The organism is Mesorhizobium sp. AD1-1, assembly GCF_020164655.1.
Taxonomy (GTDB): Bacteria; Pseudomonadota; Alphaproteobacteria; order Rhizobiales; family Rhizobiaceae; genus Mesorhizobium; species Mesorhizobium ciceri.
The window spans coordinates 83,225-107,776 of record NZ_JAIUGP010000010.1 but is presented as its reverse complement, the minus strand read 5'-3'; the positions used below and the strand labels follow the sequence as shown (position 1 = coordinate 107,776).

At 61.2% G+C, this 24,552-nt stretch carries 28 protein-coding genes; 13 read left to right on the top strand and 15 right to left on the bottom strand.

The annotated features are described in order from the left end of the window. The first annotated feature begins 46 nt into the window (after positions 1 to 46). Together LB519_RS19505 and LB519_RS19500 are read left to right on the top strand one after the other, a co-directional pair. Positions 47 to 253, top strand: coding sequence for a hypothetical protein (locus LB519_RS19505; protein ID WP_013531530.1), 207 nt, complete (start codon positions 47 to 49; stop codon positions 251 to 253). A 47-nt stretch (positions 254 to 300) separates the two neighbouring features. Beyond that, a complete protein-coding gene (locus tag LB519_RS19500; protein WP_013531529.1) occupies positions 301 to 771 on the top strand; it encodes a YbhB/YbcL family Raf kinase inhibitor-like protein in 471 nt (156 codons plus the stop codon). 348 nt (positions 772 to 1,119) lie between these two features. On the opposite strand, the gene LB519_RS19495 is transcribed toward LB519_RS19500, so the two are convergent. After that, positions 1,120 to 1,548 carry a hypothetical protein gene (locus LB519_RS19495; protein ID WP_013531527.1) on the bottom strand — a complete coding sequence of 143 codons (429 nt, stop codon included), beginning with the start codon at positions 1,546 to 1,548 and terminating at the stop codon, positions 1,120 to 1,122. A gap of 192 nt (positions 1,549 to 1,740) precedes the next feature. Between LB519_RS19495 and LB519_RS19490 the strand changes: the two genes are divergently transcribed. Further along, on the top strand, positions 1,741 to 3,648 hold the full coding sequence (locus LB519_RS19490; protein ID WP_224620908.1) for a DUF4396 domain-containing protein: 1,908 nt from the start codon (positions 1,741 to 1,743) through the stop codon (positions 3,646 to 3,648). A 55-nt stretch (positions 3,649 to 3,703) separates the two neighbouring features. On the opposite strand, the gene LB519_RS19485 is transcribed toward LB519_RS19490, so the two are convergent. Then, positions 3,704 to 3,862, bottom strand: coding sequence for a hypothetical protein (locus LB519_RS19485; RefSeq protein ID WP_013531525.1), 159 nt, complete (start codon positions 3,860 to 3,862; stop codon positions 3,704 to 3,706). A gap of 131 nt (positions 3,863 to 3,993) precedes the next feature. Further along, complete coding sequence (locus LB519_RS19480; protein ID WP_224620907.1) at positions 3,994 to 4,221, bottom strand: hypothetical protein; 228 nt, start codon at positions 4,219 to 4,221, stop codon at positions 3,994 to 3,996. Between the two features lie 247 nt (positions 4,222 to 4,468). On the opposite strand from LB519_RS19480, the gene LB519_RS19475 reads away from it, so the two are divergent. The 3 genes from LB519_RS19475 (at position 4,469) to LB519_RS19465 (ending at position 6,698) form a co-directional block, all read left to right on the top strand. Beyond that, the gene (locus LB519_RS19475; RefSeq protein WP_013531523.1) at positions 4,469 to 4,864 is read left to right on the top strand and encodes a hypothetical protein; all 396 of its coding nucleotides are present in this window, start codon (positions 4,469 to 4,471) and stop codon (positions 4,862 to 4,864) included. 55 nt (positions 4,865 to 4,919) lie between these two features. Next, positions 4,920 to 6,110, top strand: a complete 1,191-nt coding sequence (locus LB519_RS19470) for an NADH-quinone oxidoreductase subunit D (RefSeq protein WP_013531522.1) — start codon at positions 4,920 to 4,922, stop codon at positions 6,108 to 6,110. A 402-nt stretch (positions 6,111 to 6,512) separates the two neighbouring features. Next, positions 6,513 to 6,698 (top strand): hypothetical protein, encoded by a 186-nt coding sequence (locus LB519_RS19465; RefSeq protein WP_013531520.1) that lies wholly within the window; start codon positions 6,513 to 6,515, stop codon positions 6,696 to 6,698. A gap of 39 nt (positions 6,699 to 6,737) precedes the next feature. Here the strand turns inward: LB519_RS19465 and LB519_RS19460 are convergent, their stop codons facing one another. Further along, positions 6,738 to 7,487 carry a metallophosphoesterase gene (locus tag LB519_RS19460; protein WP_013531519.1) on the bottom strand — a complete coding sequence of 250 codons (750 nt, stop codon included), beginning with the start codon at positions 7,485 to 7,487 and terminating at the stop codon, positions 6,738 to 6,740. Next, entirely contained in the window at positions 7,480 to 8,289 is an 810-nt protein-coding gene (locus LB519_RS19455; protein WP_063168036.1) for a nucleotidyltransferase family protein, read from the bottom strand. The genes LB519_RS19460 and LB519_RS19455 overlap by 8 nt, the downstream gene beginning before the upstream one ends. A gap of 375 nt (positions 8,290 to 8,664) precedes the next feature. On the opposite strand from LB519_RS19455, the gene LB519_RS19450 reads away from it, so the two are divergent. Then, on the top strand, positions 8,665 to 9,576 hold the full coding sequence (locus tag LB519_RS19450; protein ID WP_224620905.1) for an agmatinase: 912 nt from the start codon (positions 8,665 to 8,667) through the stop codon (positions 9,574 to 9,576). 2 nt (positions 9,577 to 9,578) lie between these two features. Here the strand turns inward: LB519_RS19450 and LB519_RS19445 are convergent, their stop codons facing one another. The 10 genes from LB519_RS19445 to LB519_RS19400 form a co-directional block, all read right to left on the bottom strand. Continuing rightward, positions 9,579 to 10,235, bottom strand: a complete 657-nt coding sequence (locus LB519_RS19445) for an imm11 family protein (protein WP_224620903.1) — start codon at positions 10,233 to 10,235, stop codon at positions 9,579 to 9,581. A gap of 64 nt (positions 10,236 to 10,299) precedes the next feature. Beyond that, entirely contained in the window at positions 10,300 to 10,962 is a 663-nt protein-coding gene (locus LB519_RS19440; protein WP_224620971.1) for a glutathione S-transferase family protein, read from the bottom strand. Positions 10,963 to 11,012: 50 nt separating this feature from the next. After that, positions 11,013 to 11,483, bottom strand: coding sequence for a hypothetical protein (locus LB519_RS19435; RefSeq protein WP_224620902.1), 471 nt, complete (start codon positions 11,481 to 11,483; stop codon positions 11,013 to 11,015). After that, positions 11,473 to 12,378 carry an aldose 1-epimerase family protein gene (locus LB519_RS19430; protein ID WP_063172181.1) on the bottom strand — a complete coding sequence of 302 codons (906 nt, stop codon included), beginning with the start codon at positions 12,376 to 12,378 and terminating at the stop codon, positions 11,473 to 11,475. Before LB519_RS19430 ends, LB519_RS19435 begins: the two co-directional genes overlap by 11 nt. A gap of 175 nt (positions 12,379 to 12,553) precedes the next feature. Next, positions 12,554 to 13,270, bottom strand: coding sequence for a Bax inhibitor-1/YccA family protein (locus tag LB519_RS19425; protein ID WP_013531512.1), 717 nt, complete (start codon positions 13,268 to 13,270; stop codon positions 12,554 to 12,556). Between the two features lie 23 nt (positions 13,271 to 13,293). After that, positions 13,294 to 14,067, bottom strand: a complete 774-nt coding sequence (locus LB519_RS19420) for an anti-sigma factor family protein (protein WP_224620901.1) — start codon at positions 14,065 to 14,067, stop codon at positions 13,294 to 13,296. Beyond that, on the bottom strand, positions 14,064 to 14,582 hold the full coding sequence (locus LB519_RS19415) for a sigma-70 family RNA polymerase sigma factor (protein ID WP_224620900.1): 519 nt from the start codon (positions 14,580 to 14,582) through the stop codon (positions 14,064 to 14,066). The genes LB519_RS19420 and LB519_RS19415 overlap by 4 nt, the downstream gene beginning before the upstream one ends. Before the next feature lie 157 nt (positions 14,583 to 14,739). Continuing rightward, on the bottom strand, positions 14,740 to 15,273 hold the full coding sequence (locus LB519_RS19410) for a response regulator transcription factor (protein WP_024505205.1): 534 nt from the start codon (positions 15,271 to 15,273) through the stop codon (positions 14,740 to 14,742). Next, the gene (locus LB519_RS19405; protein WP_411909260.1) at positions 15,263 to 16,543 is read right to left on the bottom strand and encodes an ATP-binding protein; all 1,281 of its coding nucleotides are present in this window, start codon (positions 16,541 to 16,543) and stop codon (positions 15,263 to 15,265) included. Before LB519_RS19405 ends, LB519_RS19410 begins: the two co-directional genes overlap by 11 nt. A 38-nt stretch (positions 16,544 to 16,581) precedes the next feature. Further along, positions 16,582 to 17,895, bottom strand: coding sequence for an MFS transporter (locus tag LB519_RS19400; protein ID WP_224620897.1), 1,314 nt, complete (start codon positions 17,893 to 17,895; stop codon positions 16,582 to 16,584). Positions 17,896 to 18,061: 166 nt separating this feature from the next. Here LB519_RS19400 and cyoA point away from each other — a divergent pair, with 166 nt between their 5' ends. From cyoA to LB519_RS19370, 6 genes are all read left to right on the top strand, one after another. After that, entirely contained in the window at positions 18,062 to 19,231 is a 1,170-nt protein-coding gene (gene cyoA / locus LB519_RS19395) for a ubiquinol oxidase subunit II (protein ID WP_224620896.1), read from the top strand. A 15-nt stretch (positions 19,232 to 19,246) separates the two neighbouring features. Continuing rightward, on the top strand, positions 19,247 to 21,259 hold the full coding sequence (cyoB, locus tag LB519_RS19390; RefSeq protein ID WP_024505201.1) for a cytochrome o ubiquinol oxidase subunit I: 2,013 nt from the start codon (positions 19,247 to 19,249) through the stop codon (positions 21,257 to 21,259). A gap of 5 nt (positions 21,260 to 21,264) precedes the next feature. Further along, positions 21,265 to 21,891: a cytochrome o ubiquinol oxidase subunit III gene (gene cyoC / locus LB519_RS19385; protein ID WP_013531504.1), complete on the top strand. Its 627-nt coding sequence runs from the start codon at positions 21,265 to 21,267 to the stop codon at positions 21,889 to 21,891. Further along, positions 21,888 to 22,268 carry a cytochrome o ubiquinol oxidase subunit IV gene (gene cyoD, locus LB519_RS19380; protein ID WP_013531503.1) on the top strand — a complete coding sequence of 127 codons (381 nt, stop codon included), beginning with the start codon at positions 21,888 to 21,890 and terminating at the stop codon, positions 22,266 to 22,268. Before cyoC ends, cyoD begins: the two co-directional genes overlap by 4 nt. Before the next feature lie 96 nt (positions 22,269 to 22,364). Then, the gene (locus tag LB519_RS19375; RefSeq protein ID WP_032899651.1) at positions 22,365 to 23,072 is read left to right on the top strand and encodes an SURF1 family protein; all 708 of its coding nucleotides are present in this window, start codon (positions 22,365 to 22,367) and stop codon (positions 23,070 to 23,072) included. A gap of 244 nt (positions 23,073 to 23,316) precedes the next feature. Next, the gene (locus LB519_RS19370) at positions 23,317 to 24,501 is read left to right on the top strand and encodes an aromatic amino acid transaminase (protein ID WP_024505198.1); all 1,185 of its coding nucleotides are present in this window, start codon (positions 23,317 to 23,319) and stop codon (positions 24,499 to 24,501) included. Positions 24,502 to 24,552 lie beyond the last annotated feature (51 nt).

Genomic DNA, 24,552 nt, shown 5'->3' with positions numbered 1-24,552 from the left:
TCTGGCTTGCATTTTTAAACTGAAATCCCGTCGAAGGAGTTTTCTCATGACCGGAACCAAACATCCGAAATGGAAAAAACCGAGCGATGCCGACTTGGCGAACAATCCTGGTATCGGGACTTCCAAGGGAACGATCAAGGAAGGCGAAGAGTTCGAGCTTGAAGGCGAGAACACGGTCGAAGGCGATGTCGAGAACGACACGACCGCTGCTGGCGGGATCGATCCAAGACAAAAGATGCGGACCAACAAATAGCATGCCGTTGGCATCGCTGCGATCAACTTCCCCGGAAGGAGTGAACCATGCCACTTGCCCTCAGCAGCGCCGCCTTTGCCGAAGGCGGACCAATTCCCGAAAGATATACACGAGACGGCAAAAACGTATCGCCGCCGCTGAAATGGTCTGGAGTACCGGACGACGCCAAAAGCCTCGTTCTCGTCGTTCAGGATCCTGATGCGCCGAGCGGAACGTTTGGTCATTGGGCGGTATTCAACATCTCCGCGGAGACAAGGGAACTTCCCGAGGCGGAAAGCGGCAAGCCAGGTCCCGGTGCCCTTAGGCAAGCAACAAATGATTTTGGCAACGCCTATTACGACGGCCCTGAACCCCCGGTCGGACATGGCGTCCACCATTACCATTTCCGGCTGGCCGCGCTCGACACGCCGAGCCTTGCCATTCCGGCCAGCGCAGGCGTCGAGCGCATCTGGCGGGAGGCGCAGAAACACTCGCTCGAGCAGGCAGAACTCATCGGAACCTACGAACGCAATCCGTAAGTTGATGACCGAGGTGGCATTACCCTGCTGCTGCGCGGAACGGTTCTCCTCCTTGCCGGTTGTCTGGGAAAGGAGATGCCGCCATGTTTGGAGATATCATGTGGTTGGTCGTCGTTGCCGGCGGCCCATTGTTGCTGATCGTGCTGTTGGCCTATTCAGTTATCGCACGCCGCCGGCGTGGGCCCGCTGAACGAAGGGAAAGCGACCGGGCGACCGACCGGCTATACCAGGACAAGCGTTGATCCGCATCGCAAGATATCCGATCGGAAGACATCCAATCGGCAAGACATCCAATCGGCAAGACAGGGGATCGTAAGCCGCAGCGGGCGACGACGATCCCCAACTGGGTCAGCGCATTATCCTTTGCCGCAACCACGCAAAGAACCTGCCGCTGACGGCTGAGCGGACTCGCGTCGCAGCCCAGCGCGCTTTCATGGTTGAGCCGACGTGGCAATCGCAGACGATGTCGTGCAACTGCCAGTCGTTCAGCTCGAAAAAGCGCTTTGCCTCGCCGTAGGTATCGTCTTTCAAACCCGATGCGCGCAGCACTGGATCTTCGAAAGCAACCGAAATTGCGGTTCCCTCGCCCCGCATCATTGCACGTGCTTCGGGGTGCAGATGTTCGGTGCCTGCAAACGCGCCAAGGCATCGCTCGGGATTACGCTCCAGCAGTTCAGCCCAGCGCTCTATGCGCTGATTTCGTGTCATTGCGGAATATGCAGCCGACGATTCAATCTTGGCGACGGCATGCAGTTGGTCGAGTGTTTGATGTTTCATGGCCAGCTCCTGTTGAGGCAGCGAAGCGCCCACGCCTTCAAGGGAATTACCGCGCCGTAATGCTTCGACAAGAGCGCCAGGCTGGAGAATTCGACACAACCGGATTGGGCCGACGGGATCATAAACACACGTGCTGCGTTCATCGGCGGGGGCTGCTTGTGACAAACCGCTGATCCGCGACGGGATGCATCCATGTTCATCCAGCCAATCGACTATTTCCTTGCCGTCTGGTTCGCTCTTGCCGCCGCCTCGACGCTCTATGTCGGCTTCGATCAATACCGCAACAATCCCGAACCGGTGGTGATGAAATGGGGTTTCATCCTGGTGACCCTCTATATGGGTCCATTGGGGCTGCTGCTTTATGTGCTTGCAGACAAGGAGCCACGACCGGGCGAGCATGAAGACTTCACCAGGCCGCTATGGAAGCAAGGCGTCGGTTCGACCATCCACTGCGTTGCCGGCGATGCAACCGGCATCATTCTCGCGGCGGTCATCACGGCAACGCTTGGCCTGCCGATGTGGCTCGACCTCATCGTCGAATATCTGGCGGGTTTCGCCTTCGGCCTGTTCATCTTCCAGTCGCTGTTCATGAAATCGATGATGGGCGGCACCTACTGGGAGAATGTGCGCAAGAGCTTCCTGCCCGAGTTCATCTCGATGAATTTCATGATGGCCGGCATGGCGCCCGTCATGAGCTTCCTGATGATGGGGCGCGACATGCGCGCGATGGAGCCGACCGAGCTCTTGTTCTGGGGCGTGATGTCGATCGGCGTCATTGCCGGCTTCACACTTGCTTATCCCGCCAATGTCTGGCTGGTCGCCCGCGGACTGAAGCACGGGTTGATGACGCAGCGCCCGGAGGCGGCCGAAATGAGCAGTCGAGAGCCGACCGCCCAGCAACAGCACGCTACGCATCATGCCCGCGCCGGCGATGATCGACGACAAGGCCACGCCAACACATCCCACAAATCCAAACGCAACGGCCATCAGATGGAGACGGACGCCACGACGCCGCAGATAGCAGCCCTCGGCATGGTCTCGGTGCTGGCGCTGGCGATTGGCATGGCCGCACCGGCGAACTGGCTGAACCTGACGCTTTCGGCACGTGACGTCGGCGGGGCGATCATGCCGCAAGGCATGATCATGGGCCGCGACACGCCGGCGGAAGCCATGCGTGACATGGCTGCAACCGATCCGCATCGCGTCACGGCATCCTATGGCCTTGCCGCCAAGGGCGACCAGGAACTGCCATTCCGCCTGGAGAACGGCGTCAAGGTGTTCGACCTCAGGCCCTCAGTGGTCCGCTGGCAGATCCTGCCCAATGTCGCGGTCGACGCCTATGCCTACAACGGCCAGATTCCCGGTCCGCGCATCCACATTCGCCAGGGCGATAAGGTTCGCATCGACGTCACCAACGACCTGCCTGAGGAGACCACGGTGCATTGGCACGGCATGATCCTGCCGAACCAGATGGATGGGCCCGCCGAGATCACCCAGCCGCCGATCGAGCCTGGGCAATCCTATTCCTACGAATTCACCGCGACCCAGCACGGGACCTATTTCTATCATCCGCATGCCAAGTCGGACCGTACCCAGGCGCTGGGGCTCTATGGGGCGCTGATCATCGACCCTGCCAATCCCGCCGACGAGGTTCAGGCTGACCACGACTATGTGATCGAACTTCAGGAATGGCTGGTGCGCGATGGACTGACCTATCCTTCGATGCCGATGGAAGGCGGTATGCCGAACTTCTTCACCATCAACGGCAAGGCCTATCCCGCAACCGACGCCATCCCCATGAAGGTGGGCGAGACGCTGAAGGTGCGTTTCATCGGCACCAATAATGGCTTCGTCCATCCCATGCATATCCATGGCGGACCCTTCGAGGTCGTCGCTCGTGACGGTGAGACGCTTCCTCCCTCGGCGCGCTTTCTGGCCGATACGATCAATGTCGGGCCAGGACAGCGCTATGACGTCGTCTGGAAGGCACGGCGTCCCGGCAAGTGGCTCATCCATTGCCACATCCCGCATCACACGACGAACAACAATGTCGAGGAAAAGGGCGGCGGCGGGCTGATGGTCGTGATCGACGTCGGTTAGATCTGCCACCCCCCTGTGGATTTACCTGTGTCATCGGGGGGCGCGTTGTTGCGCGCTACTTCTTGATAATGGTTCCGTTGCGCAAGTCGAATGCTTCGGTACCGCGAGCCTGGCGGTAGAAATCATCCTGCAATTCACCCCATTCGCCGAGAAAGGCGCCGCAATTGCTGCAATGAATTGGCGTCGACTCGTTGGCGTCGTCGGGAATGTCCATTTGGATGGTCCCACAAGCCTTGCAATCGAGTTTGTCGTCCAGCCGTCGTCCCATTTCCCAATGATTGCGCATTTTCGACCATGAGCCAATTGTCGATTTCGTACCAAATCGCATCGACCATGGCTCATCAGTCAATCGCGAGAGTCAAAAAGGACGGCCAGACCCAGTTCCCGTGCCAGCTCGATGATCGTCTCCATCAATTCATCATCTGTATCCTGCAAATAAGGCGCGTCCCTGCCAGCGGCCTCTATCGCCGCTTTGACCGAAACGATGTCGCCGTATCGCGCACTTCGAAGCTCTTCTGCCAGAAACGCCTTGGCGGTACCGACAGGTCTTATTGCCCATCTGGCGATGCTCATGCGGCTCCCTCCCATGGTCACCTCAGCTTCATTTTGATCCTGTCCAAGGTGCAGATCGATGGTACGATTCCGTACGGAGCTGCCCAACCGGTTGGAGACAGCCGTGTGACGAACGCCTTGGCCAGGGTTTTCGGCGTCTCTCTGGGGTGAGTTGGGGCGAAATCGCCCGGTGGGACCGGCCTTGCGGAACCATCGCTCAGCATGGGGGTTTCTTCAAAATCTCCCTCGAAGAATGCAAGGAGCGACCATGCGCATGTTGACGATAGCTGTCGCGCTTTCCGGGGCGGTCACCATTCAGCCCGTCTACGCCCAAACTATCGGACCGCAGCTTCCCCAGGTGACGCCACCGCAGGGCGAAGCGCAGCCGGAGCTGGCGCCGCCCGATCCAGGCTCTGCCGGTTTGAATTTCACCGGCGTCGCCATTGTCGCCGTCGAGGATTTGCCGGACGAAATCAAGGCGCAGGCCGATGCCGTGATTAACCAGACCAGCGCCGAAGATTTGCTTCGCCTGCAAAGCTCCGTCGATGCCTCACCTCAGGCGACGTCGGCTTTGAGAGCGAATGGGCTCAATTCCTCGCAGGTTGTCGCTGCAAACATAGATGGCGATGGCACGCTGACGCTGATCATTCAGACGACGACTTGAGGCATCGAACCATACGCATCACTGAATCGACGAAATGCAGTCGCGGAGAGCAGCAATGGTCGAAGCCGCCGTTCGCAACTTCACCATCAATTTCGGGCCACAGCATCCCTCCGCCCATGGTGTTCTTCGGTTGGTGCTCGAACTGGACGGCGAGATCGTCGAGCGTGCCGATCCGCATATTGGCTTGCTCCATCGAGGCACCGAAAAACTCATAGAGCACAAGAACTATTTGCAAGCGCTGCCCTATTTCGATCGGCTCGACTATGTCGCGCCGATGAACCAGGAGCATGCGTTCTGCCTCGCCGCCGAAAAACTGCTCGACATAACAGTTCCAAAGCGTGGGCAGCTTGTCCGTGTTCTTTTTTGCGAAATTGGCCGGCTTCTGTCGCATCTCCTCAATGTCACGACCCAGGCCATGGATATCGGCGCCCTGACGCCGCCGCTTTGGGGATTTGCGGAGCGCGAGAAGCTGATGGTCTTTTACGAGCGCGCCTCCGGCGCTCGCATGCATGCGAATTACTTCAGAATCGGCGGCGTGCACCAGGATTTGCCTGCGAAGCTTCTCGACGACATCTGGGCTTTCTGCGATCCGTTCCTCAAAGTCTGTGACAACCTCGACGATTTGCTCACCGGCAGCCGCATCTTCAAGCAGCGCAATGTCGATGTTGGTGTGATCGGGCTGGATGATGCCTGGCGCTGGGGGTTTTCCGGCGTGATGGTACGCGGATCGGGCGCGGCATGGGATTTGCGCAAGGCACAGCCATACGAATGTTACCCTGACATGGATTTCGACATCCCCGTCGGCAAGAACGGAGACTGCTATGACCGTTATCTCGTCCGTATGGAGGAGATGCGCCAGTCGGTGCGGATCATGAAGCAATGCCTGGAAAAACTGCGGTCACCCGAAGGCCAGGGGCCGGTCGCGATTCCGAACCAGAAGATCACGCCGCCGCGGCGCGCCACGATGAAACGCTCTATGGAAGCGACCATCCAGCATTTCAAACTTTATACCGAGGGGCATCGCGTGCCGGCGGGAGAAGTCTACGCCGCGGTTGAAGCGCCAAAGGGAGAATTCGGCGTTTATCTGGTTTCTGACGGGGGCAACGTCCCTTACCGGTGCAAAATACGTGCGCCATCTTTCGCCCATCTGCAGGCGATGGATTTCCTGTCTCGAGGGCACATGATCGCCGACGTTGCCGCGATCATCGGGTCGCTCGACATCGTGTTTGGCGAGATAGATCGTTAGTCCTCCGGAGGTTGCGCGCTTGCCCCGCGATGCAGAAACTCCCGTCTCATGCGTGGACGGGAGGCTCTTCATTCTCGTCGGGGTTGGGCAGCGGAGTCTCGTCCGGAAGCGTTTCCGGTTCGGGTTCCTCGATCGGCTCCGGCTTCCATGTTGGAGGCGGCACGGGCATATCGCGATTTGGGTCTGGCTGTCTTGGCTGTGGCATCTAACTATCTCCGTTCAGTCGGAACAACTCGTCCGCCGTGGCATGGTTCCTGGCAGAATCCAGCCATCGAGATCGTTGCGCCCTCAAGGCAGGCGCACGTTGGTCCGCCCACGGATGCCGGCGCAAAAGTTGCAGATCGTTCGGAACCGGTCGGATTTTCGAGCCGTTGTCGTCGAAATCGACCAAGGAGAAGCGTGATGAAGGACAAGTCAGGAGATATCGACCATACACTGCCGCAAGTCGCCATCGACGATCAGCAGGTGCGACAGCTGGCCGCCACGACCGATTTGCCGTCCAGGCAGGCACGCGAACTGGTGCGCCGTCACGGCAATGATCCGCGGAAGCTGGAAGAGTTGGCGAGGTCGATCAACGCCACCAACTGAGTCCAGGCCAATGGGCATCGACGGCGCAAGCCGTTGGCATCAGATTTCCAGCAAGGCGTAGGGGCGGCCGCCAGGCTTGGCCACATGCATGGCGACGTTGTAGACCTTGGCTCCGCCAGGCGTTTGGCCTTCGTAAGAACCGCGATGTGCATGACCGTGCACGACAGCACTGACCTGGAATCGATCGATCGTTTCGGCCAGACGTGAAGAGCCCAGAAACGGAAATATTTCCAGCGGTTCTCCCGCGACGGTGTCGGCAATCGGCGCGTAGTGAAGGATCACCAGCGTGCGCTTGGCCCGCACCTGGCGCATCGCATTTTCAAGTCGCATTGCCTCGTTCACGCTTTCCGCGACCATCGTCTTGATCGCCGGTTCCCCGAATGAGCCGAGCATGCGTGACCCGAAGCCGCCTATGAATCCCTTCACGCCGACAAAACCGACCTCCTCGATTTCGACTGTCTGCCCGTCGAGGAGGTGAACATGCGCCTGCCGCAGGATCTTCGTGACGTCTTCCACCGCACCGGACTCGTAGTCATGGTTGCCGAGCACCGCCACAACCGGGATCGAGCAGTTGCGCAGATCCTCGGCCAGCATCTCCGCTTCACGAGGCTTGCCGAGATTGGTCAGATCTCCCGTGAGAACGAGAATGTCCGCTTCGCTCGATATCTCGCCGAAGAGGTCTCGATACGAGTTTTGTGCATCTTCCCGCACATGGAGATCCCCGACCGCGGCAACTTTGAGCGCGCGTGCGCCGTCCTTGGGCGCGCTGCTCTTGACGGGATCAGCCATCACGGAATTCTCCCACACCACCGACGCCGGCGAAGCCCCATTCCTTGACGTCGATCTCGTAGTCGGTTTGCGAAAGCAGCCGCCCACGGCAGATCTTCATCCTTGGAGACGGCAATTGCCGTTGCTTGGCGAGGCGGTCGAGCAATTCATCGAGCAACCACGCCGGGATATGATCGCGCTCGCTCGGATAGATCCATCTGAAATTGATAAGCTGCATCAACAGAACCTCCCAATGAACCTCCAGATAAGAAAGCAGCCGGTGCCAATCGATCTGATCGCCCGCCTTGAGAATCGTATGAGCGATATCGGCGCCGTCGTGTCGCCCTCTGTCCTGGATAAAGCATTTGGACCAGATGAGTTCGGTCGGGCCGATGATCCGCACCCTGCTGCCCAACAGCTCGGTTTGGCGGGCGTGTTCCAGCCACAGGTCGCCAACAGGCACCGTGCCGTTGGCCGAGCCGAAGATGACGTCGAAGAAATGCGTGCCCTTGAACACCTTGCCGAGCCACCGGTCGTCCTCGATTTCGACGGCATATCCAAGCTGCTTGAAATGGGCGAGGATCCGCGCGTAGTCGCCTGCCTTGCAGAAGATATCGAGGTCCTTGGTCTGGCGGGTGACACCCGTATAGGCGCTTACCGCGTAGGTCCCGGCGACCAGAAAGGGAATGTCGGTGGCGGCAAGCTCGCGGATTGCTTCGGTATAAAATACCTCCGCCTCGGCATTTTTGAGCGTCGGCGCCGCCTTTGCGTCAATCATGGGAAGCGAGACCAGAACGTTTTCAGGCAATGGGCCATTGGTCATGAAACGATGACTCCGAATCCGGCAACCGGCAGTCGCCCGCTGTGGTAACAACGTGAACCCCGCCTGGTTCCGCTACCGGGCGGCCAGCCAAAGGTTCATTCTCGTCACGTACTGGAAATTTCGGGATCGCGCCTGCCGATCCAAGCCCGGCCCAACGTCATCGCCGGCGCGCAAGTCTCTATGTCGCCTCGGAATCGGCCCATGCCGCCGCCAATGTCCCATTGGCCCAAATTTGAAACACCCCGTGGGTGCTCGATCTCGATCGTTTTAGAGTTTATTGGGCTTACCCAATCGGGTACAAAGCTGAAGCCGAGGCGCTTGATCTAACCGCACTCCGATCGGCGTGCGCCAAGCCATTATCAGGACCATCAAGGCATGCCCCCCTCGCCTCCCTTTCTCGGCTTTCCCGACCGTCTTGCAGATAGCCGCGTGCCTCGTGCGGTGATCTTCGGGGCCGGTCACGGCAGCACCTATCCCGGCAAGGACAGCAGCGGCTATGCCTTGGCCGCCAACGCCATCCGTGCTGCCAGCCAGGACGATGCCGCATTCGTCGAGCACTGGGATTTCGATCTTGGCGGCCCGCTGTTCGACGGCAAGCCGGCCTCTTGCATCGACGCCGGCGATATCTTGACCACCATGCATGACAATGCCGGCAACCGGGCCAGGATCGAGGCAAAAACGCGCGAGATCCTGACGTTGCCGGCTGTGCCGATCCTGATCGGCGGCGACTGTTCCATGACCATTCCCTTCCTCGCCGGCTTTGCAGAGCACGGGCCGGTCTGGGTCCTGCAGGTCGACGCCCATATAGACTGGCGCGACGAGGTTCATGGCGAACGCCACGGCTATTCGAGCCCTATGCGCAGGGCAAGCGAGATGCCGCATGTCGCCGGCATGGTGCAGGTCGGTCTGCGCAGCGTCGGCAGCGCGCGCATCGCCGAAATCGAAGCAGCCCGGCGCTATGGCAGCCGCTTCGTGACCGCCCGCGAGGTTCATGCCCAGGGCGTCGAAGCCGCGCTCCGGCATATTCCGGAAGCCGCGCGGGTCGTCGTCACCCTCGACTGCGACAGCCTTGATCCAAGCATCATGCCGGGCGTGGCGGCGCGTACACCCGGCGGCCTCACCTACACGCAGGTAATCGACCTGATCGCCGGCCTCGGCAAACGGGCCAGGATCGCAGGATTCGACCTTGTCGAGTTCTATCCTCCGGCCGATATTGACGGCCTGTCAGCGCTGACCGACGCGCGCCTTCTCGTCAATGTGGTCGGCACCGTCGTCCGGCAGGTTTGATGTCAAAATCCCGCTCTTCGCCGCAGAGCGGCCCAAAAGCGCGTGAGCGAGCTTGCGGTTGAAATGCCCTTTTTGGCACCTGGGTATTCGATCCTGCCTCGTCCGACCGGCTCGTCGCTCCAGACCAGGTTGAAAGCAATGCCCTTGAGCCCAAGCTCCCCGATCCGGCGTACGATCGTCTCCTGCACATAAATATCGGATATTCGCACCCCGTCGGCACGCTCGGGCAGCTTGAATATCTCGGTACCGCCGATTGCGTCCGCTCGAAGGACGAGGCTTTCGATCACCATGATGCCGCCATCGTCAAAGCGAACGATCTTTGAACGTTCCTCGTCCAGCGCATCGATCACGGTGGTGACATTGAAGAGCGATATTGGCTCGTCAGCAGGAAGCGGCAGGAATTCACCGTACGGTTCGAGGGTTGGCCGAAGCAATTTCGACGCCCTCGCCCGCAGGATGAGCACATGCTCGCCAAGCCATGGAAAATCTGAATATTGCCGGAGCGTACCGTCTTCGTGTTCGCGCAGGATCTCCATCCTGGACGGATGCCATTGTGTCTGCTTCCGGCCGCAGAGCGTCGAAAACAGCTGGTAGTCGTCCGCCTGCCGAGGAAGGACCCATTCCTGTCCTTCGACCACGCTCAGGACATAGATATTCATCCGGTCCCCCGCACATCATCGCCTTGGTAGGCTCGGCCTGCTGCGCTGCTCTTCGCGCGCGTTCTCACCGCTGGTCCGCGACGGCCATTTGCGGCACCGGCGGCAATTCGGGTGCATCCATCCCTTTGAAAGGGTCACGCCAGGCGTCGATGTCTTCAAGTCGACGGTACCAGCGGCTGACAGAGGGATAATTGTCGAGCGGCAGTCTGGCGGCGTCGTTGAACGGTAGGAAGGTCGCCATTCGAAAATCGGCATAGGAAACCGAATTGCCGACCAGCCACTGCCGCTCGGCAAGCACGGCGTCGAGTATTGCCGCAGCCGTATGGAATTGGTTCAGGCCCTCCTCCACCCGCTTCTGATCGATCGGGCCGATGCCGTACCGCTGTTTCGTCCCACGTTCGAAATGCACCGTGTCGCAAGCGAGTGCGAAGTGCTCTTTGCCCCAGCTGAGCCACCGGATCATCTCGGGTTCGTCATCGCCGGTACGCCAGAAATCCGAATGCGCGTGGCGCGACAGCCTGCAGGCTATGGCGTCTGCCTCCCAGAGGCTCTTTCCCTCATCATCCACAAGGATGGGCAGTGAGAGGTTGGGATTTAACCGGCGAAATTTCTCCATTTGCCCGGCAGCGAATGGCGAGGCGAATTCGAAGTCCAGTTTCGTTTCGAGATAGCGTGCGACCGCGACCGCCAATCGAGGATTGGGATTGCGGCTGAAGTACAGCTTCATTGGGCACCGACGATCTGGGCGACCACGCAATAGTCGATCATGAGCAGCCTCTATGCAGCTTCGAAGTCAGCCCAAGCGCCCATGTATCCCAATGGATTGGGCTCGCCTTTCATCATCGTTTTTCGCCAAGCTTCCTGCTCGGCATTCATCAGAGCCAATTCCCAAACACAGGCAATAACAGGTCTCTTAACCGTGTCCATCGGTTCGGTTGCGGAATACAGCTTCCGATAGATGTGCTGACAAAGCACCGAACCCTGTATCCACCAGTGAGCTAAGATGGACACACCGAGCTCACCAGGATGAATGATCACAAAGCCCATGCCATTCTCGTCACCCTCGTCCGCCACACGCGGCAGAACCTCCTGTCGCACGAATGAGTGCGCCAGAGTCGCCATGGGTTCGTCGATCTTTCTGTTGTCTGCGACGAGACCATAGACTTTGAGCTTGAGACCACCAATGTCCCATTGGCCCAAATTTGAAACACCACGCGGATGGTAGATCTCGATCGTTTCAGAATTCACTGAGCGCACTCCAATTGGCTATTGGCAGCAGACGTACCCGATAGCTCATCACGCGACTTGCACCCGGCGCGATCAGCATCAGGCCTGGTTTGTCGACAAAATCACCATCGAAATCCACCGGGCTTGCAAGGCCGTGCCAGGGTTCGATGCACAGGAACGGCGCGCCGCCCGGCTTTGACCAGACGCCCAACTCCCGAACCCCTTGCCAGGACATCTCGATCGCCGGGCCACGCTCGGCGGCATAACGCACGCTGGAGCTTGCGGGCTGGTCCATGATCACCGCGTCCTCGTCGAACAACCGCTCGGAGAGCGGGAGTATGTTGCCTTCGACAGGCGTCGGCTGTGGCGTTTTCAGCAGCAGTCCGTCCTTAAGGCGGCGGATCGGCGCCGGCTCATCATCGGCAAAGATCAGCCGGTAGTCCGTCTTGGCCTGATCCGGCTGCAAGGGCCAATTGAATGCCGGGTGCGCCCCGATCGATGCCGGCAGGAGCTCATCACCAGTGTTGGTGATGTCGAAAGTCACATCAAGCTGCTGGCGGACCAGCGTGTAGGTCACTTCAAGCCGAAAGGCGAACGGATAGCGCGCCCGGGTGTCGACATCGTCGGTGAGGACCAGCGTGCAGGATCGCGGCCCCTTCCGCGCCCAGGCAAACGGCTTGTCGCGCGCGAACCCGTGCTGCGTCATTGGATAGGTCCGGCCGCGATGGCGCAGATGATCGCCCGCCAGCCGCCCTACGATCGGGAACAGCACCGGCGAGTGACGCCGCCATTCCGGCCCCGCCTGCCACAGGAATTCGAATCCGTGCGCATCTTGCAGCGAAATCAGTTCGGCGCCCTGCGCAACGATGGTCGCCGAGATACCGTCGCCATGAAGCGTTTGGCTGTCCTGTGCCACATTTCCTCGCGGGTCGTTGTTGAAGGCCGGCGCGGTGGGCAGACTAGCAAAAGCGCTTCGGGACTCAAGGTGCAGCCTGGTTCTGCAGGAACGAATTGTGGCCGGAGGATCTCCCTCCGGCCACCTCTCCGCATCAAGAGCAATAACCCTCGCTCTTGCCCACAGCGGATAGTCGTTATTCGCGTTCGCCGGTGAAATTCAGCAGCAGCTGGAAGATGTTGATGAAGTTCAGATAGAGCGAGAAGGCGCCGAAGACGGCAAGTTTCTGGCGCGATTCCGCGTCGAAGTTCTCGGCATACTGTTCCTTGATCGTCTGCGTGTCCCAGGCGGTCAGGCCGATGAACACGGCGATGCCGATCACCGAGATGGCGAACTGCAGCGCGGTCGAGCCGAGGAAGATGTTGACGATGCTGGCGATCACCACGCCGATCAGGCCCATGATCAGGAACGACGAGAACTGGGTCAGGTCGCGCTTTGTCGTGTAGCCGTACAGGCTGGTGGCGCCGAACATGGTGGCTGCGATGAAGAAGGTGCGCGCGATGCTGGTTCCGGTGAACACCAGAAACACGGAGGCGAGCGAGAGGCCCATGACCGCGCAGAAGGCCCAGAACATCGCCTGGGCATTCGCCGCGGACATGGTCTGCATCTTGAACGAGAACAGCATGACGAAGGCGAGCGGTGCCAGCATCACCACCCATTTCAGCGGGCTGGAGAAGATCGGCACGTAGAGCGCCGGCGTCGATGAGATCATGAAGGCGACGAGGCCGGTGACCACCAGGCCGACACCCATGTAGTTGTAGACGCGCAGCATATGCTGGCGCAGGCCCTCGTCGAAGACGGCTCCGGTTTGGGCGCCGGCGGCGACGCGATATCCCAGATTGGGGGTGTTCATTTGCGTTCTCCTTTGTGGATCGATCAGTAGAGCGTCTTGGCGAGCGTCTCTGCGGCGCGGTCGAGGTCGTGGACCTCGCTTCGTCCGACCACCGCATAAGCCACATCGCCGATCTGGAAATAGGCCGATGAGATGTCGCCCGAGGGCGCGATCGTCGGCTTGACGACGTCGAAGGTTCCAGGCCGGATCGCAAACAGCGACACCAGCCCCATGTCTTTCGTCTCGACCGCCATCTCGACGCTCGGACCAAAGCGGGACGGATAGATCTGCACGTCGCGGACCTTCCAATCCTTGGGCAGCGGCGGCATGACGATGGCGGTCGCGGCGCGAATCTCGCCGGCGTTGTAGTTGGGCGCCTCGGGCTGCGACGGCATGCTCTCGCGCACCAGCGTGGTCCTGTGGGCCCGCACTGCGTCGTCGACATAGGCGGGCGGCTGCGGCGAGGCGACGACCTTGGTCACCGACATCGGCCCGATGATACCGTTCGCCAGCCACCCGGCGGCGACGAAGACAGCAACCACCGCGGCGCGCTGCAGCACACCGAAGATGCGGCCGCGGGCAAGCCCCCTCTCCAGCCGCCGCGCGGCATCGGCGGTCGCGGGCCGTGCCATACCTTTGGAGCCGGCAAGCGCCACGCGCAGTTCATCGCGGGTCCTGAGATCCGACATCACGCGCGCCGCCGCCTCCGGGCGAGCGGACAAGAATGCCTCCACCTCGATGCGGCGGGTGACGTCGATCTGGTCGTCGACATAGGCGTCGAGGTCGATATCCGTCACGGGATCGACAGTTGCGGTCATGAAGGGCCTCCAACGATCCTGAGGTGGTTTTTTGCCTTCGCCGCCGGCTCCTCCATCTCGCGCAGTGCGGCGCGCGCCCTGCCGATGCGCGACATCAGCGTGCCGAGCGGCACGCCGCTGGCATCGGCGGCCTGCTGGTAGGAGAGGCCTTCGATAGCGACGAGGTGCAGCGCTGAACGCTGTTCTTCCGGCAGGCTGAAAAAAGCCTGGCGCACCTGCGCCAGGCGCACCGAATGTTCCTGTGGTGCCGGCGTGCTGCCGTCGGCCAGGTATCCAGCCTGTTCGACGCGCGACGCCTCGGACTTGCGGGACCGCATCCTGTCGATGAAGGTGTTGTGGACGATCGACAGCAGCCACGCGCGCAGGTTTCCGCCGGAGCGGAAGGTGCTGCGCCGCTCATAAGCGCGCACCAGCGCGTCATGGACAAGGTCCTCGGCGTCGGTGCTGTCGCGCGTCAGCGAGCGCGCATAGCGGCGCAGCGAACCGAGCTGTCCTATGATGTCAAAGCGTGGCATCGGCGGTTTCATGTCCTGTTTACGGAGCATGTGGGGATTTTATTCCCTGCCCTGCCAATTTTTTCCTTTGGAGGACATCGTTCGAATGCAACGATTGTTGCCGGCATCAATCTTATCATCGGCATCGCCACGATGTGCCATGCCCGGTGGATCGTGCCTACTTCACACGCCTCTTTTCCAGCTTCCGCGCCAGTGTCCGGCGGTGCATGCCGAGCCGTCGTGCCGTCTCGGAAATGTTGAAGTCGGCTTCCACCAGCGTCTCGTGGATGCGCTCCCATTCGAGGTTCTTTATCGAGGTTGGCCGCTCGGCGAGCGGTACCGAAGCATTGCCCTCGACCTGGCCGAAAGCCGCTTCAATGTCGTCTGTATTGGCGGGCTTGGCGAGATACTGGCAGGCGCCGAGCTTGATCGCCTCGACAGCGGTGGCGATGCTGGCAAAGCCGGTCAACACGACGATCCGCATTTCAGGATCGTGTTCGTGCAGCGCCCTGACGCACTCAAGGCCCGAGCCGCTGGCAAGCTTGAGATCGACGACGGCATATTGGAAGGCAACGGTGCCGATCAGCGCCTGCACGCCGTCGACGCTCCGGCAGCTATGCGTTTCGTAATCACGCCGTTCGAAAGACCGGCGCAGTGCGTTGGCAAAGGCGATGTCGTCCTCGACGATCAGCAGCGTGCGTTTAGTCGGCATTGTGCCCTCGCGGAGACAGAGCAGCCAGCGGCAGATGCAACGTAACCGAAGCTCCCCCTTCGGTTCTGTTTCTTACGGTGACGCTACCCCCCAGCTTGCGGATGACATTGACGACCAGAAACAGGCCGAGCCCGCTACCTGGCCGGTTCTTGGTCGACGTGTAGGGCTTGCCGAATTCAGCAAGCATGGTTTCTTCAAATCCCCGTCCCGCGTCGACAACTTCGATGATGAGATCGTTCGCGTGGCGGCTGACGATCAAACCGACCCATAGAGGCGACGCTTCAAGTGCGTTGTCCAGTACATTGAACATCACCTGTTTGAGCGCGGGATCGGAGACGATCTCCTGGTTGGCGCCGAAACGCCTGGTGTATTCGAAACCTTGCGGCAGCCGTGTCGACTTCCATTCGGCCACCAGCTCCGCCAGAAAGGCATCGACGGAGGTGCGAACCGTGCCTTCGCCGCGCAATTCGCCCGACGACATCAGGATTCCCGAAACGATCTTCTTGCAACGGTCCAACTGGCCCTGCATCTCCCGGATTTCCTGCGCCAGATCCGGATCGGCCTCGAGAACCGGCATGCGCTGCCAGTCGTTGAGGATGACGGAAAGCGTAGCCAGCGGCGTGCCGAGCTCATGCGCGGCGCCAGAGGCGAGCAGGCCCATCCTGACGATGTGAGCCTCCTCCGCCGATTGCTGGCGCAAATCCGCAAGATGAGCGTCGCGGGTGCGAATGTTGTTCTGGACCCTGGTGATGAACAGCACCAGAAGCGTTGCCGCCAGGACGAAACAGATGAACATGCCCTGAATGTGCAGGCTGAACAGCCCGGCACGGTGTGCGGCGGGCAGGCTGATCTCACGGTAGAAGGTGGTCAGCGCGATGAAGCACGTGCTTGCAATGAGGACAAGCGCCCAGACCGACCATGTCTCCAGCAGCACCGCGCCCAGGATGACCTGGAGCAGGTAAAGCGAAATGAAGGGATTGGACGCGCCGCCGCTCAGGTAAAGCTGGACCGTCAACGCGGTGACGTCGAGCAGCAGTCCAAGAAACAGCTCGGTGTTGGTGATCGCGTCCTGGCTGCTGTGCCGGCGCAGGCTGGCGACGTTGAGAGCGATCAGCAGCAGGATCACCACTGCCATCGGCACCAGCGGCAGCCCGATGCCAAGCGCGTAGCGGACGAACAGGATCGTCACGATCTGACCGCCGACGGCGATCCAGCGCAGTTGGATCAGAAGCAGGAAATTCTGCTTGTTGGTCTTGTCGTGCAGCGTCATTGGGCCGGGAGGTCCCCAGCCCTGGCCAAGCAGGTCACTCAAGCGGGAGTCCGATCCAGGCGCTGGTTGAGCCGCAGCGCCAGCAGCGTGCATAGCGCTCCCGACAGCAGATAGGCGCCTGACGAGATCAGCCCGAAATGGGCGGACAGGAACAGGGCGACAATGGGGGCGAAGCCGGCGCCGAACAGCCAGGCGAGATCCGAGGTCAGCGCAGCACCTGTATAGCGGTAGTTCTTTGAAAAGTTCGAGGCGAGTGCTCCCGAAGACTGGCCGAACGACAGGCCGAGCAGGACGAAGCCCAACACCATGAAGACGGACTCTCCGACGAAGCCGCCATCGAGCAGCTGTGGCGCGAAACCGCTGAACACGGCAATGGCCACCGCCGAGCCTCCAAGCAAGGGCCAGCGCCCGACCCGGTCGGCAACGACGCCCGAGATCGCGATTGCCGCCAGGCCGAAGAAGGCTCCGATCGTCTCGATGACCAGGAACCGTGCCGGTCCCTCGCGCGTGAACAGGAATATCCAGGACAGAGGAAACACCGTCACCATGTGGAACAGGGCGAAGCTCGCCAGCGGCGCGAAAGCGCCGAGCACGACAGTGCGCCCTTCGGCGCGCAACGTCTCGTGGACGGAAGTCGGCTCCAGTTCCTGGCCTTCGAACAGTTTGGTGTATTCCGGCGTCACCACGATGCGCAGCCGCGCGAACAGGGCGACGACGTTGATGGCGAAGGCGACGAAGAACGGGTAGCGCCAACCCCAGCTGAAGAAGTCTTCAGCCGACAGGTTGCCGACGAAATATGCAAACAGGGCACTGGCGACGATGAGCCCGAGTGGCGCGCCCAGCTGCGGGATCATCGCATACCAGCCGCGACGCTTTTCGGGGGCATTCAACGCCAGCAGCGAGGCAAGTCCGTCCCATGTCCCGCCCAGCGCCAGTCCCTGACCGATCCGGAACATGGCCAGCAGCCAGGCCGAAGCCGGGCCGATCTGGTCGTAACCGGGCACGAAGGCGATCGACACGGTCGAGGTCCCCAGCAGGAACAGCGCGATGGTGAGCTTGGCGCTACGTCCGTAGGCGCGGTCGAGCGCGGTGAAGATCGCCGTCCCGATCGGCCGCGCGATGAAGGCAAGCGCGAAGATGGCGAAGGAGTAGAGCGTGCCGGTCAACGGGTCGGCATATGGAAATACGAGCTTGGGGAAAACGATGACGGAAGCGATCGCGTAGACGAAGAAGTCGAAGAATTCCGACGTCCTGCCGATGATGACGCCAACGGCGATTTCGCCGGGCTTCACCTCATGATGCCGCGCATTGATCCGTCTTGCGTCGGCTTCGATCTTCGAAGTTGGGCTCACAGCATTCTCCGTCGCCCCGCCGCGGTCTCATACGATCGCTTGCCATGTGCGCGGGCCAGATGCTTTGATGACGCCTGCCGCGTCATTGCGGCATTGGACAAATTGTCCAATGCCTTCATCGCCGCGGTACGGTTAGCACTGGGGGGAACAACCGACAGGTCATACATTGAGCCGTCTTCGTACCCTTTTCCTGCTGCCCCTGCTGGCATCGCTCGGCTCCTGCAGCATGGTCGTCCTGAACCCTGCCGGCGACGTCGCCGAGCAGCAGCGCGACCTGCTGATGGTGTCCACGGCACTGATGCTGATCGTCATCATACCGGTGATGGCTCTCACCATATTCTTTGCCTGGCGATACCGCCAGTCCAACCGCGAGGCGCGCTACGAGCCGGATTGGGACCACTCGACCCATCTCGAACTCGTCATTTGGGCTGTGCCGCTTCTGATCATCATCTGCCTGGGCGCGGTGACCTGGATGGGCACCCATCTGCTCGACCCCTATCGTCCGATCGGACGTGTAGCGGCCGGCAAGCCGCTGCCGCCGGACGTGCGCCCGCTTGAGGTCGAAGTCGTCGCGCTCGACTGGAAATGGCTGTTCATCTATCCGGAATACGGCGTCGCCGTGGTCAACGAACTGGCTGCGCCGGTCGACCGGCCGATCAGCTTTCGCATCACCTCCGCATCGGTGATGAACTCCTTCTACATTCCAGCACTGGCCGGCCAGATCTATGCGATGCCGGGTATGGAAACCAGGCTGCACGCCGTCGTCAACAAGTCCGGCGACTATGAAGGGTTCTCTGCCAATTACAGCGGCGCCGGCTTCTCGGGAATGCGCTTCGCGTTCCACGGCCTCGAGGATGCCGGTTTCCAGGCATGGATCGCGAAGGCAAAGGACAGCGGCGGCAAGCTCGACCGAAACGGCTATCTTGAGCTCGAACAGCCCAGTGAGAACCAACCCGTGCGCCACTATGCGGCGGTGGATAGCGATCTCTACAAGGCGATCCTCAATATGTGCGTCGAGCCCGGCAAGATGTGCATGAGCGAGATGTCGCAGATCGATGCCAAGGGCGGTCTGGGGATGGCCGGCATCCGCAACACCCTTCCGCTGCTGTACGACAAGTTCGCCCGGCGCGGCACGATATTCGGCCCTGCCCCATCCTATGTCGCCAGCATATGCACGACCGAAGAAGCACTGGCCGCTTCGAAGGCTGATCAATCCGCCACGCCGATGACCTCGACGCCGATAGTCGGCGCTGGTCTGCAACGGCCACTGCCCCTGTCGATCCGACTGCCGTCACCTTCCGCAACCGGCACGCTTCGGTCGCCCTTCAACTCCTGAGGCGCCACGCAAGACATGTTCGACAATCCTGCTCTTCTCAAGGCGATCTTCGGCCGGCTTACGCTCGAGTCGCTGCCGCTGCACGAGCCCATCGTGGTCGCGACCTTCATAGTCGTCGCGCTGGGCGGCATCGCCCTCGTCGGCGCGCTGACCTATTTCAAGCTCTGGGGCTATCTGTGGCGCGAATGGTTCACCAGCGTCGACCACAAGCGCATCGGTGTGATGTACATGGTGCTCGGCATCGTCATGCTGCTGCGCGGCTTCAGCGACGCCATCATGATGCGGCTCCAGCAGGCGATGGCCTTCGGCGGTTCGGAAGGCTATCTCAATTCGCATCATTATGACCAGATCTTCACCGCGCACGGCGTCATCATGATCTTCTTCGTGGCGATGCCGCTGGTGACGGGCCTGATGAATTTCGTCGTCCCGCTGCAGATCGGCGCGCGCGACGTGTCGTTTCCGTTCCTCAACAATTTCAGCTTCTGGATGACGGTCGGCGGCGCGGTCATCGTCATGATGTCGCTGTTCGTCGGCGAATTCGCGCGCACCGGCTGGCTCGCCTACCCGCCGCTGTCGGGTATCGGCTACAGTCCCGATGTCGGTGTCGATTATTATATCTGGGCGCTGCAAGTGGCGGGCGTAGGCACGCTGTTGTCGGGCGTGAACCTGGTCTGCACCATCGTCAAGATGCGCGCGCCTGGCATGACCATGATGAGAATGCCGATCTTCACCTGGACCGCGCTCTGCACAAATGTGCTCATCGTCGCCGCCTTCCCGGTGCTGACGGCGGTGCTGGCCCTGCTGGCTCTCGACCGCTATGTCGGCACCAACTTCTTCACGAACGACTTCGGCGGCAATCCGATGATGTACGTGAACCTGATCTGGATCTGGGGCCACCCCGAGGTCTACATCCTGATCCTGCCGGCCTTCGGCATATTTTCCGAAGTGACCTCGGCCTTCTGCGGCAAGCGGCTCTTTGGCTACACCTCGATGGTCTACGCAACCATCGTCATCACCATCCTGTCCTATCTCGTCTGGCTGCATCACTTTTTCACCATGGGGTCGGGAGCGAGCGTCAACTCGTTCTTCGGCATCACCACGATGATCATTTCGATCCCGACAGGCGCCAAGATATTCAACTGGCTGTTCACCATGTACCGCGGCCGCATCCGCTTCGAACTGCCGATGATGTGGACCGTCGCCTTCATGCTGACCTTCACTGTCGGCGGCATGACCGGCGTGCTGCTCGCGGTTCCGCCGGCCGACTTCGTGCTCCACAACAGCCTGTTCCTGGTCGCGCATTTCCACAACGTCATCATCGGCGGCGTGCTGTTCGGCCTGTTTGCCGGTATCAGCTACTGGTTCCCCAAGGCATTCGGCTTCCGGCTTGATCCGTTCTGGGGAAAGATGTCCTTCTGGTTCTGGGTGGTCGGCTTCTGGTTCGCCTTCATGCCGCTGTACATCCTCGGCCTGATGGGCGTAACGCGCCGGCTACGCACCTTCGAGGATCCCTCGCTGCAGATCTGGTTCATCATCGCCGCTTTTGGCGCCTTCCTGATCCTGCTTGGTATCCTGTCCTTCCTCATCCAGATCTTCGTCAGCGTGCGCCGGCGCGAGCAGCTTCGCGACGACACCGGTGATCCGTGGGACGGGCGTACACTCGAATGGGCAACCTCGTCGCCGCCCCCGGCCTACAATTTCGCCTTTACGCCGGTCGTCCACGATCTCGACACCTGGGCGGACATGAAGAATCGCGGTTACCAGCGTCCGTTGACGGGCTTCCACGACATCCACATGCCGCGCAACACCGGAGCCGGCGTCATTCTGGCTGGGTTGAGCGTGGTGCTTGCCGTGGCGCTCATCTGGTACATCTGGTGGCTGGCGATCGTCAGCTTCGTTGCTCTGATCGGCTACGCCATCGCGCATACCTTCAATTACGACCGGGACTTCCACATTCCGTCCAGCGACGTCACCCGCGTCGAGGACGAGCGGACACGCCTGCTCGCAGCCACCAGCCAGGCGGGATGAGCACCATGGCACACGCCGACACGGTGATCGACGACACGATCTTCCACCTGGAAGACGACCACGGCCATGCCGAGAGCGGCAGCAGCACCATGCTCGGCTTCTGGATCTACCTGATGAGCGACTGCCTCATCTTTGCGATGCTGTTTGCAGTCTACGGCGTGCTCGGTGGCAACTACGCCGCCGGGCCCGCGCCGAAGGACCTGTTCGATCTTCCGCTGGTCGCGCTCAACACCACCATGCTGCTCCTGTCCTCCATCACCTACGGCTTCGCGATGCTGGAGATGGCGAAAGGGCGAGTGAGGCCGATGCAGGTGTGGCTGGTGATCACCGGCCTGTTCGGCCTCGCCTTTCTCGGCATCGAACTCTACGAATTCGCCCATTTCATCCACGAGGGGGCGACGCCGCAGCGCAGCGGCTTTCTTTCGTCGTTCTTCACGCTGGTCGGAACACATGGCCTGCACGTCACCTTCGGCCTGGTCTGGCTGGTGGTGCTGATGGTGCAGGTCTCCAGGCATGGGCTGATCGCCGCGAACCAGCGGCGCCTGATGTGCCTGAGCATGTTCTGGCACTTCCTCGACGTCATCTGGATCGGCGTCTTCACCTTCGTTTATCTGATGGGAATGTTGCGATGAGCGCCGGGCACCAAACAGACACCAGCAACCACAGCCACGCGCATCACGGCGTCAATCACGGCTCGCTGGCCGGCTATCTGACAGGCTTCGGCCTGTCCGTCGTGCTGACCGCCGTTCCCTTCTGGCTGGTCATGACCAACGCGCTCGGCAATCAGATGGCGTCGGCGATTGCCATCATGGCCTTCGCCGTCGTGCAAATCATCGTCCACATGGTGTTCTTCCTGCATATGAACACCAGGTCGGAGAGCGGCTGGACCATGATGGCGCTGATCTTCACCCTCATCCTGGTGATGATCGCGCTGACGGGCTCGCTCTGGGTCATGTACCATCTGAACGTCAACATGATGCCCGGCCATGACATGAGTCAGATACCCTGAGAGCGGGACCTGGCTTTGGACGAACAGGCGCGGACGACACCGCATCCGACTACAGGCGACGGCCAAAGGGTTACGCGTTCGAGATGGACGCTATTGATGCTTTGCCTTTGCGGAGCCATCGGCATCGCAGGGTTCTCGGCGCTCGGTATCTGGCAGCTGGAGCGCCGCGTCTGGAAGCTCGACCTGATCGAGCGTGTCGATCAGCGTCTCAAGGCAGTACCGGTGGCCGCCCCGGCGCCTTCGGCCTGGCCAGCGATCAACGCCAGGGATGACGAGTATCGCCGCCTCGTCGTCACGGGCCGGTTTCTCGGTGATCGCGAGACCCTGGTCCAGGCGGTCACCGATCTCGGCGGTGGCTTCTGGGTAATGGCGCCGTTCCGAGCGGATGATGGCTTCACGATTCTGGTGAACAGGGGCTTCGTGCCGACGGACAAGCGCGATCCGGCAACCCGCTTCGCAGGCAAGCCCTCGGGCGATCACACCGGAATTCACGGCCTGTTGCGCATCAGCGAACCGAAAGGCGGCTTCCTGCGCACCAACGATCCGGCTGCCAACCGCTGGTATTCGCGCGATGTACAGGCGATCGCCGCCAAGCAAGGCGTCGGGCAGGTCGCTCCTTATTTCATCGATGCCGATGCCACGCCCAATCCGGGAGGGTGGCCGGTCGGCGGCCTGACGGTCGTTTCGTTCCACAACAACCATCTGGTCTATGCCCTGACATGGTTCGGGCTGGCCTTGATGGTGCTGGGCGCGGTCGCCTGTCTGTTGCGGCAGGCTGTGAAAGACAGGCCCGGCGGGGGCTGACCGCTGGCCGAGGCAAAGCCGAAATTACACACGGAAGCGCTCATGCCGGCGCAGAGGATGGCGTGATCGCTCTGCTCGTGCCGGCTGGTCATTTCCGACGCGCATCAATGGGTTTCCCCTCAACCCTTATCCATGAGCGCGCAGGGCAGGCTTCCCAGCCGTCTCGGGCTGGAGCACCTAGCTAAAACCGCTGGCGAAACGCGACCGATTTGCGTATCACTCCGCCGCCATTGGAGCCCTATCGATGTTTGAGACCCTGCAGCCCGCCCCCGCCGACAAGATCCTCGCCCTGATCGGCCTTTATCGCGCCGACCCGCGTCCCGACAAAGTCGACCTCGGCGTCGGCGTCTACAAGGATCGCGACGGCAAGACGCCGGTTATGCGCGCCGTGCGCGAGGCGGAAAAGCGCCTGCTGCAGGCCCAGGACACCAAGACCTATCTCGGCCTTGCCGGCGATACCGGCTTCAACACGGTGATGGCCAAGCTCGCCTTCGGTCCGGGCGCCGACATGACGCGCATCCGCGCCGCACAGGCGCCTGGCGGCTCCGGCGCGCTGCGGCTGGTGGCGGAATTGCTGAAGCGGACGCGTTCGGACGCAACCATCTGGCTGTCGGACCCGACCTGGCCGAACCACATGCCGGTGATGCGCGCCGCCGGCCTGCAGATCCGTGAATACCCGTATTTCGACGCCGCGTCGGGTGCTGTTCGCTTCGACGACATGCTGGCGGCCCTGCGGACCGCAAAGAGCGGCGACGTCGTGCTGCTGCATGGCTGCTGCCACAACCCAACCGGCGCCAATCTGGATGCGGCACAGTGGGCAGCCGTTACCGATCTGGTCGTCGAGCGCGCGCTGCTGCCGTTCGTCGACATCGCTTATCAGGGCTTTGGCGATGGCCTTGAGGCCGACGCCCTCGGCTTGCGCCTGCTGGCGGCGAAAGTTCCGGAAATGGTCGTCGCGTCGAGCTGTTCGAAGAATTTCGCCGTCTACCGCGACCGCGTCGGCGCAGCAATGATCCTGGCCAAGGACGGCGCACAGGCAGATGTGGCGATGAGCCAGATGCTGTCGGCGGCGCGCGCCATGTATTCGATGCCGCCGGACCACGGGGCAGCAGCCGTACGCATCGTGCTGGAGGACGCCGCCTTGCGTGCAGACTGGGAAGCCGAGCTTGAAGAGATGCGGCTGCGCATGCTGAGACTCCGTGTCCAGTTCGCCGAAGCCCTGCGCCGGCAATCCAATTCCGACCGCTTCGATTTCGTCGCCAGCCATCGCGGCATGTTCTCCCGCCTTGGCCTCACCGAAGCGCAAGTCGAACGGCTGCGCGCCGAGCACGGCGTCTACATGGTCGGCGACAGCCGCATCAATGTCGCCGGCCTGCCCGAGGACGGCATGGACGAGCTCGCCAAGGCGATCGTTTCTGTGCTCGACTGACGTGGCTCGCCTGTGGACAAGGCACTCTCGCCGGCTGACAGCGTTGGCCGC